Annotated in this window: 19 protein-coding genes; 11 read left to right on the forward strand and 8 right to left on the reverse strand. The window is 73.3% G+C overall.

Features of this window, described 5'->3' with window-relative positions; genetic code table 11:
* The first annotated feature begins 160 nt into the window (after positions 1-160).
* The 4 genes from BCD49_RS22265 (at position 161) to BCD49_RS22280 (ending at position 4,917) form a co-directional block, all read left to right on the forward strand.
* Complete coding sequence (locus BCD49_RS22265) at positions 161-2,071, forward strand: class I SAM-dependent methyltransferase (protein WP_007513957.1); 1,911 nt, start codon at positions 161-163, stop codon at positions 2,069-2,071.
* Between the two features lie 37 nt (positions 2,072-2,108).
* Complete coding sequence (locus BCD49_RS22270; RefSeq protein WP_007513956.1) at positions 2,109-2,318, forward strand: hypothetical protein; 210 nt, start codon at positions 2,109-2,111, stop codon at positions 2,316-2,318.
* A gap of 299 nt (positions 2,319-2,617) precedes the next feature.
* A complete protein-coding gene (locus BCD49_RS22275) occupies positions 2,618-4,051 on the forward strand; it encodes an SPFH domain-containing protein (RefSeq protein ID WP_442960519.1) in 1,434 nt (477 codons plus the stop codon).
* A gap of 26 nt (positions 4,052-4,077) precedes the next feature.
* Positions 4,078-4,917, forward strand: a complete 840-nt coding sequence (locus BCD49_RS22280) for a GNAT family N-acetyltransferase (protein WP_007513954.1) — start codon at positions 4,078-4,080, stop codon at positions 4,915-4,917.
* 70 nt (positions 4,918-4,987) lie between these two features.
* Here the strand turns inward: BCD49_RS22280 and BCD49_RS22285 are convergent, their stop codons facing one another.
* Positions 4,988-5,377, reverse strand: coding sequence for an MmcQ/YjbR family DNA-binding protein (locus BCD49_RS22285; RefSeq protein ID WP_007513953.1), 390 nt, complete (start codon positions 5,375-5,377; stop codon positions 4,988-4,990).
* A gap of 454 nt (positions 5,378-5,831) precedes the next feature.
* On the opposite strand from BCD49_RS22285, the gene BCD49_RS22290 reads away from it, so the two are divergent.
* The gene (locus BCD49_RS22290) at positions 5,832-7,412 is read left to right on the forward strand and encodes an MDR family MFS transporter (RefSeq protein ID WP_007513952.1); all 1,581 of its coding nucleotides are present in this window, start codon (positions 5,832-5,834) and stop codon (positions 7,410-7,412) included.
* Positions 7,413-7,435: 23 nt separating this feature from the next.
* On the opposite strand, the gene BCD49_RS22295 is transcribed toward BCD49_RS22290, so the two are convergent.
* Genes BCD49_RS22295 through BCD49_RS22310 form a run of 4 tightly spaced genes read right to left on the reverse strand, consistent with a single transcriptional unit; the run spans position 7,436 to position 14,345 of the window.
* Positions 7,436-10,018, reverse strand: a complete 2,583-nt coding sequence (locus tag BCD49_RS22295) for an acyl-CoA dehydrogenase family protein (RefSeq protein ID WP_007513951.1) — start codon at positions 10,016-10,018, stop codon at positions 7,436-7,438.
* Complete coding sequence (locus BCD49_RS22300) at positions 10,015-12,411, reverse strand: acyl-CoA dehydrogenase family protein (RefSeq protein ID WP_007513950.1); 2,397 nt, start codon at positions 12,409-12,411, stop codon at positions 10,015-10,017. Before BCD49_RS22300 ends, BCD49_RS22295 begins: the two co-directional genes overlap by 4 nt.
* Entirely contained in the window at positions 12,412-13,545 is a 1,134-nt protein-coding gene (locus BCD49_RS22305) for an Ldh family oxidoreductase (RefSeq protein WP_007513949.1), read from the reverse strand.
* On the reverse strand, positions 13,542-14,345 hold the full coding sequence (locus BCD49_RS22310) for a TauD/TfdA dioxygenase family protein (RefSeq protein ID WP_071041856.1): 804 nt from the start codon (positions 14,343-14,345) through the stop codon (positions 13,542-13,544). Before BCD49_RS22310 ends, BCD49_RS22305 begins: the two co-directional genes overlap by 4 nt.
* Before the next feature lie 59 nt (positions 14,346-14,404).
* On the opposite strand from BCD49_RS22310, the gene BCD49_RS22315 reads away from it, so the two are divergent.
* Positions 14,405-16,135, forward strand: coding sequence for a thiamine pyrophosphate-dependent enzyme (locus tag BCD49_RS22315; protein ID WP_158072959.1), 1,731 nt, complete (start codon positions 14,405-14,407; stop codon positions 16,133-16,135).
* Between the two features lie 49 nt (positions 16,136-16,184).
* Positions 16,185-17,681, forward strand: a complete 1,497-nt coding sequence (locus BCD49_RS22320) for an aldehyde dehydrogenase family protein (protein WP_007513946.1) — start codon at positions 16,185-16,187, stop codon at positions 17,679-17,681.
* Between the two features lie 33 nt (positions 17,682-17,714).
* Here BCD49_RS22320 and BCD49_RS22325 read toward each other — a convergent pair whose 3' ends face one another.
* Positions 17,715-19,412 (reverse strand): AMP-binding protein, encoded by a 1,698-nt coding sequence (locus BCD49_RS22325; RefSeq protein WP_007513945.1) that lies wholly within the window; start codon positions 19,410-19,412, stop codon positions 17,715-17,717.
* Positions 19,413-19,595: 183 nt separating this feature from the next.
* Between BCD49_RS22325 and BCD49_RS22330 the strand changes: the two genes are divergently transcribed.
* The gene (locus BCD49_RS22330) at positions 19,596-20,849 is read left to right on the forward strand and encodes an amidohydrolase family protein (RefSeq protein WP_007513944.1); all 1,254 of its coding nucleotides are present in this window, start codon (positions 19,596-19,598) and stop codon (positions 20,847-20,849) included.
* Here BCD49_RS22330 and BCD49_RS22335 read toward each other — a convergent pair whose 3' ends face one another.
* Complete coding sequence (locus tag BCD49_RS22335; protein WP_007513942.1) at positions 20,850-22,109, reverse strand: CaiB/BaiF CoA transferase family protein; 1,260 nt, start codon at positions 22,107-22,109, stop codon at positions 20,850-20,852.
* A 148-nt stretch (positions 22,110-22,257) separates the two neighbouring features.
* Here BCD49_RS22335 and BCD49_RS22340 point away from each other — a divergent pair, with 148 nt between their 5' ends.
* Both BCD49_RS22340 and BCD49_RS22345 read left to right on the forward strand, forming a co-directional pair.
* Complete coding sequence (locus BCD49_RS22340; protein WP_007513941.1) at positions 22,258-22,992, forward strand: GntR family transcriptional regulator; 735 nt, start codon at positions 22,258-22,260, stop codon at positions 22,990-22,992.
* 138 nt (positions 22,993-23,130) lie between these two features.
* On the forward strand, positions 23,131-23,937 hold the full coding sequence (locus tag BCD49_RS22345) for an enoyl-CoA hydratase/isomerase family protein (protein WP_007513939.1): 807 nt from the start codon (positions 23,131-23,133) through the stop codon (positions 23,935-23,937).
* A 137-nt stretch (positions 23,938-24,074) separates the two neighbouring features.
* Here the strand turns inward: BCD49_RS22345 and BCD49_RS40895 are convergent, their stop codons facing one another.
* The gene (locus BCD49_RS40895; RefSeq protein ID WP_083401622.1) at positions 24,075-25,526 is read right to left on the reverse strand and encodes a toll/interleukin-1 receptor domain-containing protein; all 1,452 of its coding nucleotides are present in this window, start codon (positions 25,524-25,526) and stop codon (positions 24,075-24,077) included.
* Positions 25,527-25,771: 245 nt separating this feature from the next.
* Between BCD49_RS40895 and BCD49_RS43645 the strand changes: the two genes are divergently transcribed.
* Positions 25,772-25,918: a hypothetical protein gene (locus BCD49_RS43645; RefSeq protein ID WP_157845271.1), complete on the forward strand. Its 147-nt coding sequence runs from the start codon at positions 25,772-25,774 to the stop codon at positions 25,916-25,918.
* Positions 25,919-26,048: the final 130 nt, after the last annotated feature.

Here is a 26,048-nt window from a genome sequence, read left to right on the forward strand (position 1 = left end):
CGAGGAGGGCTGACCGGCGGCGCCGAACCGGCCGGGTGAGAGACGGGGTTGGGGCGTGCCGACGACGGAGGTCGGGCGGCGAGATCGCGGGGGGTGGTGGCCGGGGCGGCTTCGGGGGGCATCTGTAAGGTCATGACTACCTTGCGAGTAGGAGTGCCTCATGCGCCGGTTATTCGCGATGACGACATGTGCCCTGGTGTTGGCGAACGGGGCACGGCTGCGCGGGCGCCTGAAGGGGCTCGCCAGGGCCGCCGACAGCGCCGACCCGGTCGACGGGGCACACGTCTTTCTCATCGCGGCCGGGGTGCGGCTGTCGGAGGGCGCTCGCCGGGCCGCGAGCGCGCACGCCCTGCGCCACGGGCTCGAGGTGCTCGACCTCGTGCCGGCGGATCTCGCGCCGGAGCTGGTGCTCGACCTCGCCCGGCTGGTGGACACGTCCCGGTACCGTGCGAACCGCTTCGTGCCCGGCAGGGGAGCGAACCAGGCACTGCTCGTCGACCGCGAGATCCTCGCCCGCGCGGGCGTCGAGGAACGAGACGACTACCGTGCGCCTGACCTGGCGAGGCTGACGCGACGACTCAAGCAGTACGCGCCGTCGACGACCGATCTGGCGATCGTGCCGGGCCTGACGGCCGCCCGCGGCGGTGGGGCGACCGGCGTGACCGGCGCGGGCGGCGTGACCGGCGCGGCGGAACGCGTCCGGCTGCGCGTGGATGCCTGCCAGCACCCCTACCAGTCGATGGCGTTCCTGCCGCTGGCGCGCACCGCCGCGGTGGCGGCCTCGTGCCTGGCGAGCCCGGCGTGGGGCCTCGCGGCGCTGGCGGCGACCGCGGCGCAGCCCGCCGCGGTCGCCGCAGGCCGTTTCTCCCCAGCGGTCGGCAACCCGGTCGCCATCTCGGCCCGCAGGCTCGCCGGCTGGCCGGTGTTCGCCGCCCAGGCCGCCCGCGCGACGGCGCAGGAGGCGGCCCGCGCGCGTCGGGAGCTGGCGGTGCCCGACCCCGAGAAGCGCCGCCGCCGGGCGCTCTACCAGGAGGAGATCACCGCCGGGGTGGCGGAGATGCTCGAGGAACGGCGTGAGTCCTGCCCGTGGTGCGGGTCGGCGGCGCTCGCGGCGCGCGTCCAGACCGTCGACATCACCCTGCGCAAGCCCGGCCGGTTCCGGTACGACCAGTGCCGCGCCTGCGGGCACGTCTTCCTGAACCCGCGGCTCGCGCCCGCCGGTCTCGACTTCTACTACCGCGACTTCTACGACGGGCTGCAGGCGGAGAAGATCGAGGGCATGTTCGCCGCGTCCGACCTTGGCTACCGGGCGCGGGCCAAGCTGCTGCCGTCGGCGGCGAAGCCCACCAGCTGGCTGGATGTGGGCGCCGGGTACGGGCATTTCTGCCTCGTCGCGGCCGGGCTGCTGCCGGGCGTCACGTTCGACGCGGTCGACATGGGCCACGGGATCGACGAGGCGGAACGGCGCGGCTGGGTGGGCCACGCGTACCGCAAGATGTTTCCCGACCTCGTCGACGACATCACCGGCCGCTATGACGTGATCAGCATGTTCCACTACCTGGAGCACACGCCCGACCCGCGGGCCGAGCTCGACACGGCGGCCACGGCCCTGCCCGCCGGCGGGCATCTGATCATCGAGGTCCCACACGCGCAGGGGCTGTCGTTCCGCCTGTTCCGCGGTTTCTGGGTCGGCCTGTGTCCGCCCCAGCACCTGCACCTCATCCCGCCCGACGAGCTCGTCAAGGCGCTCGCCGAACGCGGGCTGCGGGTCCTGAAGACCGAGTTCGGCCCGGCGCACATGTTCGGCGACGCCGTCGGCGCGGTCTTCTACCTGGCCCAGAAGCTGCAGCCGGACCCGACCCTGCCCTGGCTGCCCTACGAGGCGACCGGCTGGCGGCGCACCCGCCGGCTCGCCGCCCAGGCGGTGACCGTTCCGCTCTATCCGCTCGCCGCGGCCGTGGACGCGATGATGCTGCCGTTGCTGCTGACAGGCCGGCGGTCGAACGTCTACCGTGTCGTCGCCCGTAAGGAGACCGCCGCCCGGCCAGCCGCGCGCGGCGAGGCGGCCTGACCGGTGCGTGCCCAGCGGTAGTCATCCGGAGGGCGGTATGGCTGACCACGTGGTGATCGGCAAGTCGGGACGGGTCACCGGGAAGATCGCGCCGGGGGCCGTCGGCGAGGTCATGCTGGCGGTGCGCGGCGGCTCGGAGGCCTTCCACGCCTATGCCGAGGACGGCGAGGCCACGATCACGGTCGGCTCACGGGTGCTCGTCGTCGAGTATTTCCCGCCGCGGACAGTGCTCGTCGTCCGGCTGTGACGGTCCGCGCCGCCCGTTTGCGGCGTCGTGGCTGAATCCTCTTGTAATCGGGCGGACATCTGTAACAATTCCGCTCCGGAAGCGCCCCGCGGCTCCTGGTCGGAAAGGTCGCAAAGCTCCGCCCGGCCAGTCCGGATCGCACTTCCGTGTAGAAGGAGAAACCGACCCGGGCGGGCGGGAAGTCCGGCCACCGAGCCCGGGCTCGGCTGGCGCGTGGRAAACCTGGAGGCGTCGTGCTGCTCATTGCCATCGTCGCGGTCGTGGTTGGCGTCCTGCTGGCGGTGGGGCTGTTCAGACTGATGTGGCGGGTCGCCGAGCCGAACGAGGCGCTGATTATCTCCGGTCTGCGGGCGCGCAAGAGTCCGGCCGACTCGGTGGTAGAAAGCCTGGGATTCAAGATCGTGACGGGCAAGGGTGTGCTCGTCCTGCCCGGGGTCCAGACGGTCCGCAAGATGTCCCTCGACCTGCGGGCCGCCCAGCTCGGCATCGACTGCGTCACCCAGCAGGGCATTCCGGTCGGCATCCGCGGTGTCGTCATCTTCAAGGTGGGCGACGACTTCGTCTCGATCGCGAACGCGGCCCKCCGTTTCCTCGACCAGCAGGACAAGATGGACACCCGGGTGCACAACGTCTTCGCCGGCCACCTGCGGGCCATCGTCGGCCAGCTCACCGTCGAGGACCTCATCCGCGACCGCGAGAAGCTGACCCAGCTGACCCGGGCGAGCTCCGGCACCGAGATGGAGAAGCTGGGGCTGATCGTCGACTCGCTGCAGATCCAGGAGATCGACGACCMGACCGGCTACATCCACAACCTCGGCCGCCCGCATGTCGCCGCCGTGGCCGCCCAGGCCAGGATCGCCGAGGCCGAGGCCGACCGGCAGGCCGCCGAGCAGGAGCAGATCGCCCTGGCGCTCAAGGCGGAGGCGAGCCGGAACAGCTCGATCAAGCGGTCCGGCTTCCAGGCCGAGGTCGACGAGGCCGCCGCCCGGGCCACCCAGGCCGGTCCGCTGGCCGAGGCCGTCGCCAACCAGCAGGTCGTCGTCGAGCAGACCAAGGTCGCCGAGCTGGAGGCCAACAGGGAGGAGCAGCGGCTGCAGGCCGTCGTCCGCAAGCCGGCCGACGCCCGCGCGTACGAGAAGGCCACCCTGGCCCGCGCCGACCGCGACGCCAAGATCAGCTCGTCCGAGGCCGACGCCCGCCAGATCCAGCTGGCCGCCGAGGCCAACGCGACCAGGGTCCGCGCCGAGGCGGGAGCGAGGGCGCAGCAGATCGAGCTGCTGGCGACCGCCGACGCCGAGTCGACCCGCAAGGCCGGCGAGGCGAGCGCCCACGCCAAGCGGTCGGTCGGCATGGCCGAGGCGGACGCGCTGCGCGCCCACGGCCTGGCCGAGGCGGAGGCGATCAAGGCACGTGCCGACGCGCTCGCCGTCAACCAGGACGCCGTCATCGGTCAGGAGCTCGCCCAGCAGTGGCCGGCCATCGTGGAGGCCGCGGCCAAGCCGTTCGGCGCGATCGACCAGCTGATCGTCCTGAACGGGGCGACCGGCCTCTCCGAGGCTCTGGCCCAGGCGCTCTCCCAGGGAACGAGCGCCCTCCAGATGGCCCGCACCATGCTCAGCGGCAGCACGCCGGGCCAGGCCAGGCCCACGTCACCGGAGGGTGCCGCGCCGCCCCCGCCCGGCCAGCCGAACGGCTCACCCGTCACCGGCAACCGCGGCCAGAAGGGCACCTGAGACGGTCCGGTGGCCAGGATGGTGGTGTGACCCTCATACGGGCGGCGCGCCCGGCGGACATGGCCGCGGTCCGGGGCATCGCCGCCGGCTTCGACCTGTTGGGCGCCTGGCCAAGCCAGCCGGACTTCCTCGACCTGGAACGGGAGACCGGCAGGCTCGTCGTCGCGGACGTCGCGGACGTCGCGGGCGGCGTGGCCCGTGTGGTCGGGTTCGCGGGCGCACTGACCCGCGGTGGCCTCACCCACCTGGGCGACCTGTTCATCGACCCCGGGACGCAGTCCGCCGGCCTCGGCCGGCGGCTGCTGGAGGCAGTGCTTCCCGGCCCCGGCCATCCCGTGGTGACGTTCGCATCCTCCGACCCGCGGGCACTCTCGCTCTACCTACGCCAGGGCCTGCGACCCAGGCAGCCACTCTGGTACCTGGGCGGCGGCGCCGCGGCGCTGCCCGACGCCCCGGCCGAGATCCGCCCCGCCACCGCCGACGACATCGCCGAGCTCGACGCCGAGGTCAGCGGCGGCCACCGCGTCGAGCACCTCGCCTGGTACCTGGACCAGCCGGGCGTCGCCGCCTGGAGGACGCCCGGCGGGTACGCCGTCACCCGTGTTCACGGCGACCGATGCGCCGTCGGGCCGGCGGGCGGTCACGACGCCGACGCCACGGTCCGGGCCGTGCTGGCCGCCGCCCGAGAAGCCGCGGGCTCCGTCCGCGCCGCCCGCTCCGTGCACCTGGCCGTCTTCGCCGCCCACTCGCTCGCCGCGGTCCTCGTCGGGGCCGGGTTCCGCATCACCGACCAGGACACGTTCATGGCCACCCCGGGCAGCCCTCTCGACACCGACCGCTACGTCCCCGACGCCGACCTCGGTTAGTGCCGCTCGAGCGAATGCCCACCCCGCCGGCGGCACCATCATTGGCCTCGGCGGAAGTCAGTCCGCCCGGTCAGCCGCGGCCCGCGAGGAACTGCTGGGCGAGGCGTTTGGGGGCGCGGGCGAGCCACGCCTCCTCGGCGAGCTCCGCCAGCTCGCCCACCTCGATCCGGTCGAGGCGGACCAGAACCGCCGGATAGCCGTCGAAGTGCGGAATCGTGAAGTAGACGTCCGGGTTGTCGGCGATCAGCGCCGCCTTGACGCCCAGGTCGGCGACGTGGGCGCCGAGAACCGGGCCGGCCGGCGCGGCGCCGCCGAGCGCCTTCAGGTCGGCGCGGCCCAGCGGCCGTTCCCAGACGAATCCCTTCGTCTTCACCTTCCAGGCGTACTGGCCGTGCGAGGTGGCCTCGACGGTTTCCGGCAGCGCGAGCGCGATTCTGCGCACATCCTCCCAGCTCGCCATGACCTCACCGTAGCCACGTGGCGGGCGCATTCCCAGCCCGATCGCCGTGGCAGTGGCCGTGCGCCGCCTGCTGGCCGCCGAACTCCGCGGCCACAAATTTCGTTGCGAGCCCGCCTGGCCTCGTCCATGCTCCCTAGGTCGGCGGCTCCCGCCCGGCCACCTCGCCAGGGCGGGTTGCGGCTGGCCCACCTGGTCGGACAGAACCGCGCACGGCCAGCCGGGACGTGAGCGTCGTCGGTCCGCCAACGCGCGGCCCGCCGGCCCGCCAACCCGAAAAATGTCGGAGGTTCGGGCGAAGGTTGTCAGGACCCGCCCGGCTCGGGCGGGGGCCGCCCGCCACCGCCGCGCCGATGAGTTCCCCGGCCACGCCCGGTCGTATCTGTCGTACGTGTCGGACCGGCGGGAGCGAGCACGTGGCGGCCCGACCCCAGCACCTGCGACCCGAAGGACCGAGATGACCGCGATCCTCCAATCGGACGAGACGTCCCGCTGGGACGGCGGGAGCGGCCCCACCTCCCTGGGAGACGGGGAGGGCGAGGGCAGGGCCGGCGTCGGGCTCGGGACGGTGGCCGGCTCCGACGGCGAGGCACGGCGCCGGACCCCGCTGGTGATCAAGCTGCTGGTCGGGGCGACGTTCGTCGCGATCCTCAACGAGACCATCATGATCAATGCGGTGCCGCGGCTGATGACCGACTTCGGCATCACCCCGCGGTCCGCGCAGTGGCTCTCGACCGTCTTCATGCTCACGATGGCCGCGGTGATCCCGGTGACCGGCTGGTTCCTGCAGCGGGTGACGACCCGGACGGCGTACGGGATCGCGATGGCGACCTTCTGCGTCGGCACGGTCATCGGCGCCGTGGCGCCGGTCTTCGCGGTCCTGCTCGCCGGCCGGGTCGTGCAGGCCGCCGGGACGGCCGTGATGATGCCGCTGCTGATGACGACGCTGATGACCGTCGTCCCCGAGCAGGACCGCGGCCGGGTGATGGGGAACGTCACGATGGCGATGTCCTGCGCGCCGGCGCTGGGCCCCGCCGTGTCCGGGGCCATCCTCCAGCTGGGGTCGTGGCGGCTGATCTTCGTGTTCGTTCTCCCGGCGGCACTCATCGTCGCGGTGGCCGGGCTGCGCCAGCTTGAGAACGTGGGCGAGACCCAGCGAAGCTCCGTGAGCTGGACCAGCGTCGCCCTGGCCGCGCTCGGCTTCGGCGGTCTGTTGTTCGGGCTCAGCGAGGTCGGCGCCCGCAACGGGATCATCGTGGCACTGATCGTCGGCGGTGGCGTGGCGCTGATCGGGTCCTTCGCGGCGCTGCAGATACGCCTGCAGCGGGCAGGCAGCCCGCTGCTGAACCTGCGCACGCTCACCTACCGCCCGTTCCGGGTCTCGCTGCTGCTGATGGCGGCCGTGAACATGGCCTTCCTCGGCTCGATGTTCCTGCTGCCGCTGTATCTGCAGGACGTGCGCGATCTCAGCTCCCTCAGGACCGGGCTGCTGGTGATGCCGGGTGGCCTGGCGATGGGCCTGCTGGGGCCGGTGGTCGGCCGTCTCTTCGACCAGTTCGGGGCCCGTCCCCTCGTCGTTCCGGGCGCCACCGGTTCCGCCATCGCGCTCGGTGTGCTCAGCCGGACCGGCACCGACACTCCGTATCTGCTGCTGCTCGCGGCGCACGTCGTGCTGATGGCCTCGTTGGCCGCGGTGCTCACCCCGGTGTTCACCATCGGCCTGGGTGCCCTGCCGCCGCAGCTCTACTCGCACGGCAGCTCGCTGTTCGGCACGATCATGCAGGTGGCCGGCGCGCTCGGTACGGCCCTGATGGTCGTCATCCTGGAGACCAGGTCCGACCAGCTCACGAACGCGGGCGCGGCCGAGTCCGACGCGTTCGTCGCCGGGATGCGGTGGGCGTTCATCGCCGCGGCCGGAGCCGCCGTCGCGACCGTTCTGCTCGCGCTGCGGCTGCCCGCCCGCGTCTCGGCGACCGAGCCCGACGAGACGCCCGAGGCGGCGGGCGCCGGCGCCGGCGCCCGGCCGGGGGTGGCCTGACCCGGCCCGTTGACGGGTCGCCATCATCTCGGCGCCGGCGCGGGGTGGCATCCACGCAGGTGGTGGGCGATGGTGGCGCGATGGAAGGACGGGGAGCCGAGCTGGCCCTCGGCGGCCTTGACCGCCCTCGTGTAGTGGTGCAGGCCGGCGTCGTCGAGGTGGCCCCAGCCGCCGCACAGCTGGTGGGCGCCGGTGGCCGCGCGTAGCGCCGCCGCCGTGGCCGTGACCTTCGCGGCGGCGACGACGGCCCGGGCATGGTCGTCCAGTGGCTCCGGCGCCGTCGTGGTCAGCACGTCGCAGGCGGCGGCGGTGGCGTCGCGGGCGCAGAGCACGTCGAGGTACATGTCCGCGGCCCGGTGACGGACGGCCTGGAACGCGGCCAGCGGCTGGCCGAAGGCCGTCCGGGCGCGGGCATGGTCGATGGCGGCGCGCAGCAGGCCCGCCGCCAGACCGGTCAGCTCCGCGGACAGCGCCATGGTCCCCATCGCGAGTGCCGCGGCGAGTGCCCGGCTGGCGGCCCCGTCGCCACCGCCATCCCCGTCATCCCCGCCGTTCCGATCGCCAGCGCGGTCGCTGTCGCGACCCCCCGTGTCGTCCTGGGCCAGGACCTGGTCGGGGCGGAGTACCACCTCGGCCAGGTCGACGTCGCCGAGGTGGTCCTCGCTGAGGGTGCGGTGCGTCGTAAGCCGCAGGCCGGCGGCGGTCGCCGGTACGGCCGCGAGGAGAAGGCCACGCCGTCCGGGGCCGGTGGTGAGCCGGGCGGGCAGGAGGAAGACGTCCGCGCTGTCGGCGTAGGGCACGAACCGTGCCCGGCCCGACAGGCGCCAGGAGCCGTCCGGCGCCGCCCGCGCGATCACCCCGGCGCGCTCCCAGGCCGGCGATCCCAGCCCGTCGTGCGCGCACAGCGCGTACCGGGTCGTACCGCGGCGCAGCTCCTCCCGGTGCTTGGCGCCGGCGTCGCCGAGGGCCCACAGGGCGGCGTCGACCTGCGCGAGCCCGGAATGGACCGGCAGCGGGCAGCGCGCGTACCCGAGCTCCTCGGCCACCACCCGGGCCGTCGTCAGCCAGGCGTCGGAGGTCGCGGCGGCGGCCGGCCACGCCTCGCGCAGCAGCGCCGACCAGAGCCGCTCGTCATAGCCCCGCGACGTGGACTGGACGCCGGCCAGCCGGCCGAGACGCCACGAGCCGAGCAGTTCCCGGATCGGGGCGCGCAGCGTGGGTGCGTCGCCTGGAGCGCCCGCGTCGCCGAGCGAGCCGGCGCCCGGGCGCTGTGCCGCCGGACCGGGGCGCGTCGGCACGCGGTCCGGTTGCCTGGCTTCGGCGCTCGGGCGGGGGGCGCGCAGGCCGAGGGCCGAGGCGGCGATGCCGTCGCGGTGCAGCTCGTTCGCGCCCACGGAGACGGTGCCGTCGAAACGGAAGAGGTACTCGAAGGCGAACCGGCCGGCCGCCGGCGCCCCCGGCGCGGCGGGGCCGAACAGGGTGCCCCCGATCGTGCCCGCCGGGCCGGCGGCCTCCGTCGCGAACTGGGCCAGCCGCTGGGCGTACTCGGTGAGCAGCACCTTCGCGGCCGACGCCGACGCGCCGCTGCGCTGGCCCGCCAGCTCCTCGCGGATGAGGCGGGCCGCCGCGTGCCGGGCGTCGCGCAGCTGCGTCCACTGCGCGGCGAGCCCGTCCGCCAGGCGCAGGTCGTCCAGCGGGCGGTGCCCGTCAGCCGGAGTCCCCACATCGGCCGGAGCCCCCACACAGGCTGGAGTCCCCACACAGGCCGGGGTCTCCCCGTCGACCGGGGTCGCAAGGTAGCGGTGGACCTCGTCGAACAGGCGCTGGCACCAGCCGAGGCTGAACATGCCGGTGCGCTCCCGCTCGACGGCGTAGCTGAGCTGGCGCCACCCGTCGTCACGGGTGCCCAGCAGGGCGTCGGCGGGCAGCTCCACGTCGTCGAAGAGCACGTCCCACAGGTCGTAGCCGGCCATGGTGCGCCGCGGTACCAGCGTCACTCCGGGCAGTGCCGTGTCGACGAGGAACATGCTGACGCCGCGACGCGCGGGCACCGCCGGGTTCGTGCGCGCGACGGTCAGGCAGACGTCCGCCTTGCCACCGCCGGTGACGAGCGTCTTGTGCCCCGACAGGCGGTAGCCGCCGCCGGGGAGAGCGAGCGCGGTGCTCGTCAGGGACGCCAGGTCGTTGCCGGCCCCAGGCTCGGAGTAGGCGATGCACATCTCGATCTCGCCGCGCAGCATCGGCCCGACGAGCCGGTCGCGCTGGTCGGGGCTCGCGAAGGCGAGGACGGGCGGTCCGGCCAGCGTCAACGCGGTGTCGACCAGCGGGGCGTCGTGGTACGCGGCCTCGTAGTCGAAGACGGCCGCGAACGACGCGGGCCGTCCCCCGCCGCCCAGCTCGGTCGGCACGCTGATCCCGAGCCAGCCACGCGCGCCGGCCGCGCGCTGCAGGCGGCGTTCGAACTGTTCGTCGAGCCCGGTCCGGTCCCGGGGGTCGGCATGCGCCGCGGTGCGCGCCGGCGCGAGGCTGTCGGTGAGCCAGCCGCAGACCTGGCCGCGGAACGCCTCGGCGTCCGGGCCGAGCCCCGGCCCCTCGTGCCAGCTCACGCCGTCGTCACGCCGGCCGGCGTCACGGTCGCCGCCGGCGCGCTGTTAGCCACGGCGCCGGCAGCGCGGGTGCCGCCGCGGGCCTTCGGCAGGCCGAGGCGCTGTTCGGCGACGAGGTTGCGCGCGATCTCGGTGGTGCCGCCCTGGATGGTGACCATGGCGCTGTGCCGGGCCGCCCGCTCGATCTGCCCGCCGGCCGCTGGTTCCAGCGCGCCGCCCGTGCCGCCCGCGTCCGCCGGGCCGGGGGTGGCCAGGGCGTCGTGATCCAGGCCGCGCAGGATGCCCGTCGTCCCGGCGACGTCGCGCAGCTCGCCGGCGGCGCGCTGGTAGGCCGTCGAGGCGAACAGCTTCGCCACGGTCCCCGCCACGGCGGGGGACTGGCCGGACGCGCTCAGGAACGCGGTATGCCGGGTGAGCAGGAAGGCGACCTCCGCGTCGACGCGGGCCCGCGCGACCGTCTCCAGGACGGCCGGGTCGTCGCCGGGCCGGCTCCCGTCCGGTCCGGTCCGGGCCGCCCAGGCGACCGCGTCGTGGACGAGCGGTTCGAGCATCCCGGTGCCGCCCATCACGCCCCGCTCCATGCTCAGCCCGACGGCCATCACCCGCCAGCCCCCGTCGACCTCGCCGATCCGGTTCTCGTCGGGGATGACGACGTCGTCATAGAAGACGATGTTGGTGCGCTCGTCGCCGATCGTGTGGATCGGCTGGATGGTGATGCCCGGGGTGTCGAGCGGCACCAGGAACATCGTGAGGCCGCGGTGCTTGGGGACGTCCTGGTTGGTGCGGGCCAGCAGGAAGCAGTACGCGGCCTCGTGGGCGAGGGTGGTCCACATCTTCTGGCCGTTGATCCGCCAGGCGGTGGGTGGGTCGCCGACCGGCTCGGCGCGGGTGCGGGCGGCGGCGACGTCGGAGCCCGAGCCGGGCTCGGAGTAGCCGAGCACGGCGATCGCCTCGCCGGCCAGCAGCCGGGGCAGTGCCCCTGTGCGCAGCGCCGGGCCCGCGAGCTGGTCGAGCACCCCGGCCACGATCATGGTGGTCGCGATGCCGTGGTAGGGCGCGTCGGCGATCTCCAGCTCGCGGAACAGGGCCGAGAGCTCCCAGACGCTCCTGGTGGCGCGCCCGCCGGGCGTGGGCGCGGCGAGCCAGCCGCGGGCCGCCATGGCCCGGTGCAGCGCGGGGACGTGCATGGTCCCGGTCCGGCGCATCCGCTGGCGGATCTCGTCGGTCAGCCAGGTGGCGAGGAACGCGCGCACCTCGGCCGCGAACGCGCCGACCTCCGGCCGGTGCCCGAACCCCTCGCCCTCGCCGGCGCCCTCGCCGGCGTCGATCGAGCCGTCCACCGTCCCGACGGAACCGTCGGTGGCCGCGGCGCCGAGGAGGCGCTGGCCGAGCTCGCGCAGCAGGTGGCGCGGGGCGCCTGCGAGCAGGGGATAGGCGCTGGCGCGGCGGTAGAACAGCTGCGCGTCGTGCTCGACGGCGACCCCGAGGCCGCCGTGGTACTGCACCAGCCGGCCGGCGGTGGCCCTGGCCGCGTCGGTGGCGAAGTGCAGGGCCATGAGCGCCAGCTCGGGACCGGACGCGCCCGTCAACGACCGGCGCCCCGCGTCCTGGCACCAGGCTGCCTCGCGGGCGAGCAGCGCGGCGCCGTCAACGAGCCCCGGCAGGTCGGCGAGCCCGTGCTGGACGCCCTGGAAGGAACCGATCGGGACGCCGAACTGGACGCGTTCACGCACCCATCGGGTCGCGAGGTCGAGCGCGCCGTCACCCAGCCCGGCCAGCCACGCCGCGGCGAGCGTCAGCCACTCCCGCCGGGCCCGGCCGAAGGCGGCGACGGCCGCCGGCCCCTGTCCGAGCACCACGGCGGCCGGCGACCCCAGGCCCAGCGGTCGGTCGGCGAGCGGCAGGTCGCCCTGGTTCGGCGTCGCGACGCCTGGCGGGTCGGTCCGCGTCGCTGTCAGCGTCTCGTCGACGATCGCGAGGACCACGCCGGCGACGGCGCCCGCCGGCACGGCGGTGCCGACGCCGCAGCGCACCCGTGGCGCGAGCGTCGCCACCAGTTCGCCGGAGACGACGGCCGCCAGGTGCGGATGGTCCGGGGCGGTCGCGGCCAGCAGCCGTGCGGCGGCGGTGTGCTCGGCGAAGGGGACGGGCGCGAGCACCCGGCCGAGTTCCAGGGCGGCGGCGGCCGCGGCGTGCAGGCCGGCGCCACCGCCGCCATGCTCGGCGCCGACGGCGAGCCCGGGTAACCCGGCCGCGCGCAGGTCGTCCCACAGCCCGGGGTCATGCCCGAGCGGCTGCGCGGCCCGGGCCGGCGCGAGGCCCGGATGCCTGGCGAGCACCGCCCTGACCAGGTCGCGTGCCGCGAGCGCCGTCTCGTCCAGCGCGAGGTCCATCTAGGCCTCCTCCTGCTCGTGGTCCCCTGGCTGCTCGTGGCCCGCCGGGCGGACCCGCGGGGGCGCCGCGCCGACCTTGGCGGCGAGCTCGTCCAGCTCCGCGACCAGCGGCGCCGGCAGCGGGATGCCGTCACGGGCTCGCTGCCGAGCCCGTTCGTGCTCCGGCTCGCCGGGCAGCCAGATGCGTTCGACGCCGGTGGCCCGCTCGCTCCCGCGGATCTCGCGGACGAGGGTGTCGACGGCGGCGGTGAACACGGCCCGGGGGGCGAACCTGGCCGGGTCGATGGCGATGAACACGACGCCCTTGGCGACGCGGGCGTCGCCGTGCAGCGGGGAGGCGGTGCGTTCGGTCGTCCCGAACGAGCTGCCGGCCAGCACGCCGGCGAGCAGCTCGACGAGCAGCGCGAGCCCGAAGCCCTTGTGCCCGCCGAACCACTGCAGGTGGCGCACGGACGCCGCCGCCGGGTCCGTCGTCGGCCGGCCGTGCTCGTCGTTCGCCCAGCCGGTGGGGATGGCCGCGTCGCCGCGTTTCTTCGCGAGCAGCAGCTTGTTGCCGGCCACGGCGGTCGTCGCCACGTCGTAGACGATCGCCGGCTCCTCGCCGGCCGGGACGGCGTACGACAGCGGGTTGGTCGACAGCAGCGGCGTCACGCCACCGAACGGCGGCACGAAGGTCGGCCCGTTCTGCACGCACAGGCAGATCAGGCCCTCGGCCGCCACCCGGGCGGTGTAGGCGCCGAGCGCCCCCAGGTGGGTGGTCTCGCGGACGGCGACCGCCGCCACGCCGTGCTCGGCCGCCCGGGCCGACACCAGCCGGGCAGCCTCGAGCCCGGCGAGCTGCCCGAAGCCGAGGCCGCCGTCGAGGATCGCCGTCGTCCCGTCGTCGGCGATGGCCGTGACCGTGGTGCGCGGTGTGAGGTGCCCGGACGCGAGCCGCGCCGCGTACATCGGCATCAGGTGCGCGCCGTGCGAGTCGACGCCGCGCAGGTCCGCCTCGACCAGCAGCTCGGCGACGGCGTCCGCCTGCTCGGCGGGGACCCGCCAGCCGGCGAGGATCGCGGCGAGCGCCGCCCGCAGGTCGGCGGCGGTGATCAGGACCGTCCCCGTCCCCGTCCCCGTCCTCGTCCCGGTCACGCCGGCTCGCCGCCCTCGATGGTGACGCGGTGCAGGGTGCGCTCGGCGCCGGCGGTGTCGCCGACGACGGCGTGCTGGGTGGCCCGGTTGTCCCAGATGACGAGATCGCCGACCCGCCAGTGGTGCCGGTAGACGTACTCGGGCCGGCCGACCCGGGCGTACAGGAAGCTCAGCAGCGGGGCGGACTCCTCGTCGGTCCAGCCGTCGATGCGGGCGGTGTAGTTGCCGTTGACGTACAGGCCCGGGCGGCCGGTCACCGGGTGGTGGATGACGACCGGATGGGTGACGGTGACGTCCTGCTCGGACAGGCCCGCGGACGCGGCGAGCTCGGTGCCGCGGTGCACGGCGCGCAGGCCGTCGAGGGTCCCCCGCAGGCCGGGGGAGAGGTCCTCGTAGACCCGCTGGATGTTCGACCACATGGTGTCGCCGCCGTACGGCGGGATCGTCCGCGCGAGCAGCAGGGTGATCCCCGGCGGGCGGGCGGTGTGCGTGGTGTCGGCGTGCCAGGTCTGGGTGACCGKGTTCGGGTCGTAGATCCGCATCAGGCCGGGGTGGCCTTCCAGCGACGCCACGTAGGGGTGGATCGAGATGGTGCCCCAGCGGGCGGCGAACTCCAGCTGGCCGGCGGGGGTGAGGTTCTCCTGGCCGCGCAGGCAGATCACCTGGTGGTCGAGGAACGCCTGGCGGACGACGGAGAACGTCTCGTCGTCGATGCCGGCGGCGAGGTCGACGCCGGTGACCAGCGCGCCCAGCGCGCCCGCCCGCCGCTCGACCGCGACCTTCGAGGCTGTCGTGGTCATGAGGTCGTGCCCTCCCCGGCTGGTCGCGCATTTTGCATATTAGATATATGATTCATGAGGTGATCGCTAGAGGCGAGCCCGCCCGGAATCGATCCGCCGGCGCCGCGGCCGCCGCTGGCGGCGGCGACATCGGTACTGGCGGGGCGGTGACGGGCGGCGTGACGGTGACCGACCGGGCGGCGGCGCCCGCGGCGACGATGACCGGCGGCGCGGCGATGGCGGCGCAGCTGCGCGCCGAGGGCGTCGAGGTGATCTTCGGCCTGCCGGGCGACCAGCTGATGGCGGCGCTCGACGCGCTCGTCGACGTCCCCGAGATCCGCTACGTCGTCACCCGGCACGAGCAGGCGACGACCTACATGGCCGACGGCTACGCCCGCACGGCCGGGCGCCCCGGGGTCGCGATGGTGGTCCCGGGCGTCGGCGTCTACAACGCCGCCTCGGGCCTGGCCACCGCCTACGCCTGCTGCTCGCCGGTGCTCCTGCTGGCCGGGCAGATCAACCGGCATGGCATCGGCCGCGGCCTGAGCCTGCTCCACGACGTGCACGACCAGCTCGACATCGTCCGGCCGGTGACGAAGTGGGCCGCCAGGGCGATCGAGGCGGACGCCGTCGCCCCCGCGCTGCACGAGGCGTTCACCCAGCTGCTGGCCGGGGTGCCGCGGCCGGTCGAGGTGGAGATCCCTCCGGAGGCGTTCGCCGAGCCGACCGCCGCGGCGCCGCCGTTGGCGCCGGCCGTCCCCGCGCCCGTCGTCCCGGATCCCGCGGACCTGGAGGCGGCGGCAGCGGTGCTCGCCGCCGCGTCGGCGCCGCTGGTGCTCGCCGGCGGCGGGGTCGTCGGCGCCGGGGCGGCCGAGGAGCTGCGCCGGGTCGCCGAGCTGCTGTCCGCCCCCGTCGTCACGACCCGGGAGGGCAAGGGCGCGATCGACGACCGTCACCCGCTGTCCGTCGGCACGGCCTGGGTGAACCGGCGGCTGCGGCCGGTGCTGGAGTCCGCCGACGTGATCCTCGCCGTGGGCAGCCGCGTCCAGGGGATCAACCCGCGTCCCGGGCAGAAGGTCGTCCACGTGGATGCCGACCCGGCGGCGTTCGGGCGCAACGTGCCGGCCCAGCAGACCATGGCGGTGCCGGGTGACGCCCGGCTCGCGCTCGCCGCGCTCGCCGAGCTGCTCCCGGCCCGGCCGCTGGACCCGGCCCGCGCGGCGGCGGCTGGTGAGGCGCGGCGCGCGGTGCGCGCCCAGCTCGACGCGATCGGGCCGCAGTTCGCGCTGGTCGACGCGCTGCGCGCCGGGATCCCGGCGGACGGCATCCTCGTCGCCGACACGACGACCGTGGCCTACGCCTGCCACCTGGCGTATCCGGTGTACGAGCCGCGGACGTACCTGAGCACCTCCTACATGGGCACACTCGGGTTCGCCTACCCGGCGGCGCTCGGCGCGAAGGTCGCCGCGCCGGACCGGCCCGTCGTCACCGTGGTCGGCGACGGTGGGTTCCTGTTCACGTCCAACGAGCTCGCGACGGCCGTCCAGCACGGCATCCACACCGTCACCGTGGTCTTCGACGACGGCGCGTACGGCAACTCCAACCGCGACCAGCGGGAGAAGTACGCGGGCCGCGAGCTCGGCACCGTGCTGCGCAACCCCGACTGGGTGGCGCTCGCCCGGGCGTTCGGCGCCGAGGGCGTCCAGGTAGACGACGTCGCCGACCTGCCCGCCGTGCTGCGCGCCGCCTGCGCCGCCGACTGCTCGACCGTCATCGCCGTCCCGATGGAGCGCCTGCCGTCCCCGTTCTGACCGGGATCGACGGCACTCCCACCAGAATCGAGCTCTGCTGGAGGCATGGATGCCGGTCGACGTGGACCGTCACGCCGCTCTCGCGAAGGAACTGCTGCCGCCGGGGCGGCTGCTCGTCGGCGACGACCGCCCGGACGGCGACGCCGGGACGTACGCGCACGTCAACCCGGCGACCGGCCGCGAGCAGGCGGCCGTCACCCTCGCCGGGCCCGGCCAGGTCGGCGCCGCCGTCGACGCCGCGAGAGCCGCGGCCGTGCGCTGGCGAGACCTTCGGCCGGACGGGCGGCGCGGCGCGCTGCTGCGGCTCGCGGCCCTGGTGCGCCGAGACGCCGAGCGGATCGGCGGCGTGCTCACCCTGGAGTGCGCCGTCCCGGCGGCGACCGCGGCCGCGCTGCCCCGCCGGGCCGCGGACTACCTGGAGTACTACGCCGGGTACGCGGACAAGCTCGAGGGGCGGGTCATCCCGATCTTCCCGGAGAACGCGTTCGACTACACGCTCACCGAGCCGTACGGCGTCATCGGGATCATCTCGACCTGGAACGGCGGCATCTCGTCGGTCGCCCGCAAGGCGGGCGCGGCGCTGGCCGCCGGGAACACGGTCGTCGTCAAGCCGATGGAGCTGGCGCCGTTCTCGTCCCTGCTGTTCGGTGAGCTGGCGCTGGAGGCCGGCCTGCCCGCCGGCGTCGTCAACGTCGTCCCCGGCGACGAGGTGGCCGGAGCCGCGCTCGTGCGCCACCCGGGCGTCGACAAGATCAGCTTCACCGGTGGGCAGCGGGCCGCCCGCGCGATCCTCACCGACGCCGCCCAGAGCATCAAGCCGGTCGTCCTGGAGCTCGGCGGAAAGTCCGGCAACATCGTCTTTCCCGACGCGGACCTCGCGGCGGCCGGCCGGTTCGCCGGCACGGTGTGCATGGGGATGGCCGGTCAGGGCTGCGTGTTCCCGACCCGGCTCATCGTCCACGAGTCCGTCCACGACCAGGTGGTGGCGACGGCCGTCGTGACCGCGGCCGCCCTGCCCGTCGGCGACCCGCTCGACCCGGCGACCGCCGTCGGGCCGGTTGTCAGCGCCGCCGCGCGCGACCGCATCCTCGGCATGCTCGGGCGGGCGCTCGCCGGGCCGACGCCGGCCGGCGAGCTGCTGCTCGGCGGCGGCCCGGCGGACGCGTCGGCGGACCCGGCGCTGGCCGATGGCTTCTTCCTCGCGCCGACCATTCTCGACCGCGTCGACCCGGCCGCCCAGATCGCCCAGGAGGAGGTCTTCGGGCCGGTCCTGTCGGTGCTGACGTTCCGCGACGAGGACGAGGCGGTCGCGCTCGCCAACGGCACGCCCTACGGCCTCGCCGGCTACGTCCACACCACCGACCTGCGCCGCGCCCACCGGGTCGCGGCCCGGCTCGACGCCGGCTACATCTCGCTGGGTGGCTTCGCCGCGCTGCCCGCCAGCGCCCCGTTCGGCGGCTTCGGTCGCAGCGGGTACGGCAAGGAGGGCGGCCGCGCCGGCCTCGACGAGTTCGTCCGCGCCAAGAACGTCTACCTGCCGATGTAGCCCGTCGTAGCCGTCGAGGCGGCGCCGCCGGGGTCACGCGGGGGAGGTGGCGAGCCGGTCCCAGGCCGTCGGGGGCAGGCCGCGGGCGCGCAGCTCGTGCTTGCGGACCCGGCCGGTCGTCTCGGTGCGGGGCAGGTCGGCGACCACGTCGACGTAGCGCGGCAGCATGAACGCGGGCAGCCGGCCGTCGAGGAACGCCAGCAGACCGGCCGGGTCGAAGCCCTCGGCCGCCGGGTCCGCCAAGTCTGTCGGGTCCGTCGAGTTCGTTGGGCCTGCCGCGTCCGCCGGGCCTGTCGGGATGACGGCGACGAGGACCTCGTCGTCGCCGAGCTCGGTGCGCACGGCCACCGCGGCGCACTCGCGCACCCCGGGGTGCGCCGCCACCGCGGCCTCGACCTCGAACGAGGAGATGTTCTCGCCGCGGCGGCGGATGGTGTCGCGCAGCCGGTCGACGAAGTAGTAGTGGCCGGCCTCGTCGGCGCGGAACGCGTCGCCGGTGTGGAACCAGCCGCCGCGCCAGGCCTCGGCCGTCGCCTCGGGCATCCCGTGGTAGCCGAGGCACAGCGACCACGGCTCCCGGGCACGCACGACGAGCTCGCCCACCCGGCCGGCGGGGACCGGCTCGTCGCGCTCGTCCACGACGCGCGCCTCGAAGTCCGGCCAGCTCGCGCGGCGGGTGCCGGTGTTCTCCCACGGGCCGTGGTCCCAGCCGGTGGCCAGCGGCGCGCCCACCTCCGTCTGGCCGTAGCAGGTCGCCACCCGGACGCCGAAGCGGCGCTCGAAGTCGGCCATCCGCGGGATCATCGGGCCGAGGATGACGCCGCGCACCGGGTTGTCGGCGTCATCCGGGCGGGGCGGCGCGGCGCGCAGCAGCGCGGTCAGCGGGCCGACGAGGGCGAGCGCGACGCAGCCGTGACGGCGCACGTCGTCCCACACCCGCGCGGCGCTGAACTTCTGCCGCGTCACCAGGCAGCCGCCGCGGCCGAGCACGTAGTTGAAGCCGGACCGGCCGGAGTTGTGGAACAGCGCCATGGCCGAGAACAGCGCCTCCCCGGCGGCGAGCGTGTCCTCCGGTACCCAGGACCACATCTGGTAGGTCAGGCCCCAGGGAGTGATCACCGCCTTGGATGGGCCGGTCGTGCCGGACGTGAACAGCAGGCTGCTGACGTCGGACACGGCTGGGCCCTCGAAACCGGCCGCCGATTCGGTGGTGGCGAGCGCCGCGCCGAGGTCGACGACCGCCACAGTGGATGGCAGYGACCCGGCGCTGCCCCGATCGAGACCGGCTGCGTCGTCAGCGAGACCGTCCGCGCCGTCAGCGAGGAGCACGGTGGCGAGCAGCGGCAGCGCCCGTGGGCCCGCGCCCGCGGCTGCCGCGACCCGGGGCAGCATCGCGCTGGTCGTGATCAGGACCGTCGACTCGGACACCGCCAGCGCGTGCCGCAGCATCGGGCCGACGTAGGCGGTGTTGAGCGGGACCTCGACCGCGCGCAGCCACGACAGGCCGAGCATCGCCAGGTGCGGATCGAACCCGTCGGGGAGCATCGTCGCCACGTGGGTGCCCGCGCCGACTCCGAGCCCGCGTAAGCAGGTGGCCCAGCGGTGGCTTTCGGCGAGTAACTCGGCGTAGGTCAGGCGTGCGCCGTCCACGTGGATCAGCGCTGGCGCGTCCGGGGTTCTCGCCGCCCAGGTGGCCAGGGCATGCGGCGCGAGCAGCCGTCGGTCAAGCATGGTCGGCCTTCCTCCATTGCGAGCTCACCACTCTCGCTAATATCATGTATCAAACATACGATCATTGCTCGCGGTCGAGCTCGCGACCAGACCAGGCCTATGGCCTGATCAAGATCGTGGGCTGATCGGGTCGTGGCTGGTCCTGGTCGCCGGCTGGCTGGTCGCGTGCTGGGAGGAGCCCGGATGACCGACGGACGTGACGATCCCGGCGGCGACGGCCGGGGGGCCGCTGCGATCCCGATGATCATCGACGTGGACGCGCACGTCGTCGAGCCGCCGGACCTGTGGACCTCGCGGCTGCCGGCGCGCTACCGGGAGACGGGGCCCCACGTCCGGTACCTCCCGTCCGGGCGCCCGAAGCTCGACGGCGGCAGCTACATCGAGGAGCCGGGCACGGAGGGCCCGCCGGTCGCCTGGTGGTTCTACGAGGACCACCGGTACTCGGTGAAGCGACTGATCGCGGCCGCCGGCTACCCGGCCGACGAGATCAGCCTGGCGGGCGTGACCTTCGACGAGATGCGGCGCGGCTGCTGGGACCCGGCCGCGCGGGTCGCGGACAACGAGCTCAACGGCGTCGAGGCGCAGCTGTGCTACCCGAACTACCCGCGGTTCGCCGGCCAGATCTTCCTGTGGGGCAAGGACCGCGATCTCGCGCTGCTGTCCGTGCGCGCCTACAACGACTGGATGGTGGAGGAGTGGTGCGGCGGCGGCAGTAGCGGTAGTGGAGGCTGCGGCCGGCTGGTGCCGCTGTGCCTGGTGCCGCTGTGGGACGCCGAGCTCGCCGCCGCCGAGGTGCGACGCAACGCGGCCCGTGGCGTGCGGGCGGTCGCGTTCACCGAGCTGCCCACGTACCTGGGCCTGCCGAGCATCCACACCGGCTACTGGGACCCGTTCTTCCGCGCCTGCGCCGAGACCGGCACCGTGCTGTGCATGCACATCGGCTCGGGCACGAAGACGCCGCAGGCCTCACCGGACGCGCCCGACGCCGTCCCGGCGACGATCATCTTCGGCAACTCGGCCGCGAGCCTGACCGACTTCGCCTTCTCCGGCGTCCTCGACCGCCTGCCGGACCTGAAGCTCCTCTACGCGGAGTGCCAGATCGGCTGGATCCCGTACCTGCTGGAGCGGATCGACGACGTCTGGGAGACCCACCGCGGCTGGAGCAACTCCCAGCTGAAGTGCCCCGAACGCCCGTCGACCTACTACTACCGGCAGATCCACGCCTGCTTCTTCAAGGACTCGGTCGGCATCGAGCTGCTCGACCGCGTCGGCGTCGACAACATCCTCTTCGAGACCGACTACCCCCACCAGGACGGCACCTGGCCCCACAGCCGCCAGGCCGCCGCCACCCAGTTCGGCCACCTCGACCCCGCCGACATTCACAAGATCGCCCGCGGTAACGCCATCCGCCTCTTCGACCTGCCGTTGCGGCCGTGATCAGCCGAGGCCGATGACGCCGTCCTCGTGGAGGCTGGCGATGGCGGCGGCGTCGAGGCCCAGGACCTCGGTGAGCAGCTCGGCGGTGTGCTGGCCGAGCGTCGGCGGCGCCGGCTCGGGCTCGTCGGGCACGCGGGAGAGCTTCACCGGGTTGCCGGCCACCAGGACCGGCTGGGCCACCCCGTCCGTCCGGGGGATCTCGACGAGCATGCGCCGCGCGGTGACGTGCGGGTCGGACACCACGTCCTCGGGACCGAAGCAGGGCGCGGCGGTGACGCCGACGGCGGCGAGCTCGCCGGCCGCGGACAACATGGACCGGTCCGCCGCCCAGGACTCCAGCGCCGGGCACAGCACGTCCGCCCAGTGGTCGTGCCAGCCCCAGCGGGTGGCGAAGCGGTCGTCCGTCAGCCACTCCGGGTGCCCCAGCAGCTCGGCGAGGCGCGGGAACTGGTGGTCGCGCAGCAGCTGGACCACGCACCAGCCATCCCGGGCGCGGAAGGAGTTGACCAGGTAGGGGGCGCGGCGCTCCGTGTCCGGCTCAGGGCGGATGCCCAGCGACCAGTAGTTGGCGACGACGTCGCAGATCGCCACCATGGCGTCGAACATGGCCACGTCGACGAGCTGGCCGAGGCCGGTCCGGTCCCGGTGGCGCAGCGCGGCGAGGACGCCGATGACGCCGTACAGGCCCGAGCCGTTGTCGCCGAGGCCACCCACCGGGTTGATCACCGGTGGCTGGTGTGGCCGGCGGGAGTACTCGTAGATCCCCGACATCGCCTCGGCCACCGCGGCGTAGGCCGGCCAGGACGCGTACGGGGAGTCTCCCCGCGCGCCGAAGCCGGTCACCGACAGGTAGATCAGCCGCGGGTCGCGCGCCGCCATCGCCTCGTAGCCGACGCCGAGGCGGTCCGCCCGGCCGGGCCCGAGGTTCTCGGCGACGACGTCGAACGACCCGGCCAGCTCCAGCAGCAGGTCGCGACCCCGCTCGCGCTTGAGGTCGAGCGCGATGGCGCGTTTGCCCAGGTTGTAGCGCAGGAACGTCGCGCCCGCCGGCCGCCCGGCCGGGTCGGTCACGGCCGGCTGCGCCCCGCGGCCCGACTCGCCCGCGAGCGGCTCGACCTTGACGACGTCCGCGCCGAGCCGGGCGAGCAGCAGCGTGGCCGACGGCACCGCCTGCATCTGCTCCAGCGCGAGCACCCGGACGCCGTCGAGCGGTCTGCCGAGGGTGGGCTGGCGGGCCTCGCCGACGTCGTCCAGGCGCATGTCGGGATCTCCGTCGGTCGGGCGGTCGGTGGTGAAGGTGCCCGGTCGGACTGGGCACGACCGGATCAAATATATATGATGCGTTTATGGTCGCCGTCGGGTTCACCGGTCGAGTGCGGCGGGCGGCACGGGTGAGGACGGCGGCGCGATGACACCTTCGACGCGGGACCCCGACGGGATCGCCCTGCCGCCGCCGGACGACGTCGGCGGCCAGCGGACCGTCGCCGAGGAGGCCGTGCTCTACCTGCGCCGGCTCGTCTTCGACGGCGTGCTGCGCCAGGGAGACCGCGTGCCCCAGGACGACATCGCCGCGGCGCTCGGGATCAGCCGGATCCCGGTGCGCGAGGCGCTGCTGACCCTCAAGCACGAGGGCTGGGTGACGGTCCGGCCGCGTCGCGGCACCTTCATCGCCGCCATCGACGAGAGCATCGTCCGCGACCACTACGAGCTGTACGGCCTGCTCTACGGCTTCGCCGCCCGCCGCGCCGCCGCCCGCCAGACGCCCGAGATCATCGCGAGGCTGGTGGACCAGCGCCGGGAGCTGCTCGCCGACCCGCGCCCCTACGCCGTCTGGCGGCACAACCGGCAGTTCCACACCACGATCGTCGAGCTGGCCCGCTCGCCGCGGCTGGCGCCGCTGCTGCGCGCGATGTCGGGGATCATCCCGGGCAACTTCTTCGAGCTCGTGCCCGGATCGATCGACGTCGAGCTGGTAGGCACCGCGGCGATCCTGCGGTGCGTGGAGCGCCAGGACGGCGAGGGCGCGGCCGCCGCCTACGCCGACATGATGGGCCGCCAGGGCGATCTCGTCGTCGAGCTGTTCGAGAGGCGCGGGCTGTTCGGGCACGGCGACGACGCGCCGGCGGTGGCCGCCGCCGGCTGACGGCGCTCCCGCGCCGGACCGCACGGTGCCGTGCCGCACGGTGCCGCGCGGCCAGAGTCACGACCGAGGGTTACGACGACCAGGCGCCAGGGTCCGCCGCCGCGTGGCGCGGGCGGCCGGCGCCGGGATGGGGCTGGGGTGGACAGGTACGGCCTGACGACGATCCGGACCGAGCTGGCGGACGGCGTCCTGCTGGTCACGCTCGCGCGGCCCGAGCGCAGGAACGCCATCAACGACGTCATGCACCGCGAGCTCATCGAGCTGTACGCGCGCATCGCCGCGGACTCCGAGGCGGAGGTCGTCGTGCTGACCGGAGAGGGCCGCGGGTTCTGCGCCGGCGGCGACTTCACCCAGATGGCTGCGAACAACGACGCCGGCTATGACGACGGGTTCTCCCAGCTGTTCGTCGACGCGGTCGCGATGGCCCGCAACATCCTCGCCGTGCGCCAGCCGCTGATCGCCGCCGTGAACGGCGACGCGATCGGCCTCGGCGCGACGCTCGCGCTGTTCTGCGACATCGTCTACATCTCCGAGACGGCGCGGATCGGCGACCCACACGTGCAGGCGGGCCTCGTGGCCGCCGACGGCGGGGTCGTGCTGTGGCCGATGCTGATCGGCGCGAACCGGGCGAAGGAGTACCTGCTCACCGGCGACCTGCTCACCGGCGTCGAGGCGGAGCGCATCGGCCTGGTCAACCACGCCGTGCCGGCCGGCGAGGTCCTGGCGGCGGCGACCGCGACCGCGCGCCGGCTCGCCAAGGGCGCCGCCCTCGCGCTGCGCTTCACCAAGCGGCTGGTCAACAAGGACCTGGAGGACCGCGTCGACCGGATCTACGAGATGGCGCTGGCCATGGAGGCGGTCACCTTCCGCAGCGCGGACCATCTCGAGGCCGTGAAGGCGTTCACCGAGCGCCGTCCGCCCGTCTTCGCCCGCGGCCTGCGCTGACGCGCTCCGCCCGCGACCGCTGCCCGCTGGGTCGACACTGTCTCGACAGGTCCAGTCCGGCGCCCTTGAACGGGTTGCTCCCGTCGTTCCCGTCACAGCCCTGCCCTGTTTACCGCCGTCAGCCTGCGTCGGCTGGATCATTCATTGATTTTCCAACTTCTCACAACACCTACGTCGGATGTTGCGAGAAGGGTGCCATCGGGGCTGAAACTGGTGCACCATACCATATCGTCAGAATCGAAGGTAAACCGAAGAACGGGAGATGCGGGGTTACGAAATTCCCATATCTGAAATCCGTTGTATCCTGAGATTGCCAGCAGAGGTGATCTCGGGGAGGAGGCGACATGGAGAATGTCGCCGACGGTGGATTTTAGAGCACCCACGCTCTGAGGATTTTGACCATGGGACGCCCAGATCTCAAGTTCCTTGCAGTTCGCGATAAAAAGATACCTATCCGAGTCGGCCGAAAAAACAATGTGTGGAACGTCGTCATCCGGCCGGGCTGGGCGGAAGCATCGTGCGCTGTGCACTGAATTATATGCAATATTTGACACATTGATGGCGCCCTCGTGGTCGGCGTAGCAAAATAGCCGGCCACTCGGGGACACGGCCGCGTCGATGTACCTGGCCCTGGATTCTACCTCCGGCGCTTCCGCCAGCTGGAAAATTAGCCTGGGTTTGGAGAGATCTTCTATGTTCCAGAGAGAAGGCCTTTCCCCTGATGCGCCAAGCAGCGTGCCGTCGGCGGAGATCGATATGTTTTGAGCCCACGTCACAGGGATGAAACTGCGCTGCACCCTCGGAGCTCCAACGCCCTCAAAGTCGATCAGGCAGACATCGTTTTCTTCACTGTTGGCGACAAATTTTTGCGTACCGGCAATCGCGACAATATCGGACGTGTAGTCGAAGGAGGGTATCTGAACTCCGGTCTTCTCCAGCCATGCGACTTTGTCTTTTCGGTAACCCCTCACCCATGATGCGAACGTGCCATCGCGGTAGCCGGCAACTAGCCGCCGACCGTCGGATGTGAATCCAATGGTGTGGACCTGGTTCGCGGATACTGATCCTGCGGCAGCGAGGATGCTCGTATTCTCACTGCTTTCATGGGAACTTGAGAGCCCCGGGAATATCGGCGGATCGCTAGRCTTCGCCCGACCGGTTCGAATCGCGCGAAGTTTGGTAATAAGTGTACTTCGAGCACTTTCTTCGGTAAGTCCGCACAGGTCAAGGTGAACGACCTGTCCTAGTACGCCGGGGAGATCGCACCGATCTATCCGAATTGGAACAAGTTTGCGATTGAACCCGGCGGGATCCTTGCTGAAGGCCGCCTGCCACTCGACGCGCCCGTAGGCCGACGCAAGGTAGTTCCTCGACACAACGGCAATAGTTCTATCCGACTTTGCCATTGCCTCTTGCATCGCCGTGGCCCAGTGACTGCCGGGAACTACATCCCATGCTTGAAGTAGGACGCTGTTGTCGGTCGACTCAATATTCCAGGCGATCCACTCGGCCCACGCCAGATCCTCTTTTGTATACGAGACAAAATAGTCCCACCGTGTTTCTGTGGAGTTTGCTGAGGTTAGATCCACTGGTCCAACCTGGTCGGGCTCTCTCGTGTCTTCCAACAGTCTGTTCCCCGGGCTCCCCTGGCACGAATGGACGCAATACTAGCTCCATCGAATCGGGGTCTGCGACGCGCCGGCGAGCACAGCGTGCCGGCGCCGCGCAGCCGGCACGCGGCGCGGCGAAGCCACCTGATCTCAGAACGAGATTTTCGGCAACGTGCGGGCCTCGGGTGGCGGCGGACCTTCTACCGGTTGGTGAAGGTGGCAGCGTGGCGGGTGGTCCAGCGGCAGGTGTGGCGTTCGCGGCGGAGTTCGAGCAGGCTCACGCTGGCTACCGGGACCTCGATGGACGGGAGCTGGAGAAGGTCGGTCAACCTGCGGATGACCTCGGTGGCGGCGGGGTGGCATTGCCGTAGGTGACGCTGACGTGGGGCTTGAAGCGGGCTGGCTCGGCGGGAACCTGGTCGGCGCCGAGCTCGGCGGCGATCGTTTCGCGTAGCCCGCGCGCGGACCTCGGCCACCGGGCGCCATCCGGGGCACCACCAC

The organism is Pseudofrankia sp. EUN1h, from assembly GCF_001854645.1.
In the GTDB taxonomy this organism is placed as follows: domain Bacteria; phylum Actinomycetota; class Actinomycetes; order Frankiales; family Frankiaceae; genus Pseudofrankia; species Pseudofrankia saprophytica.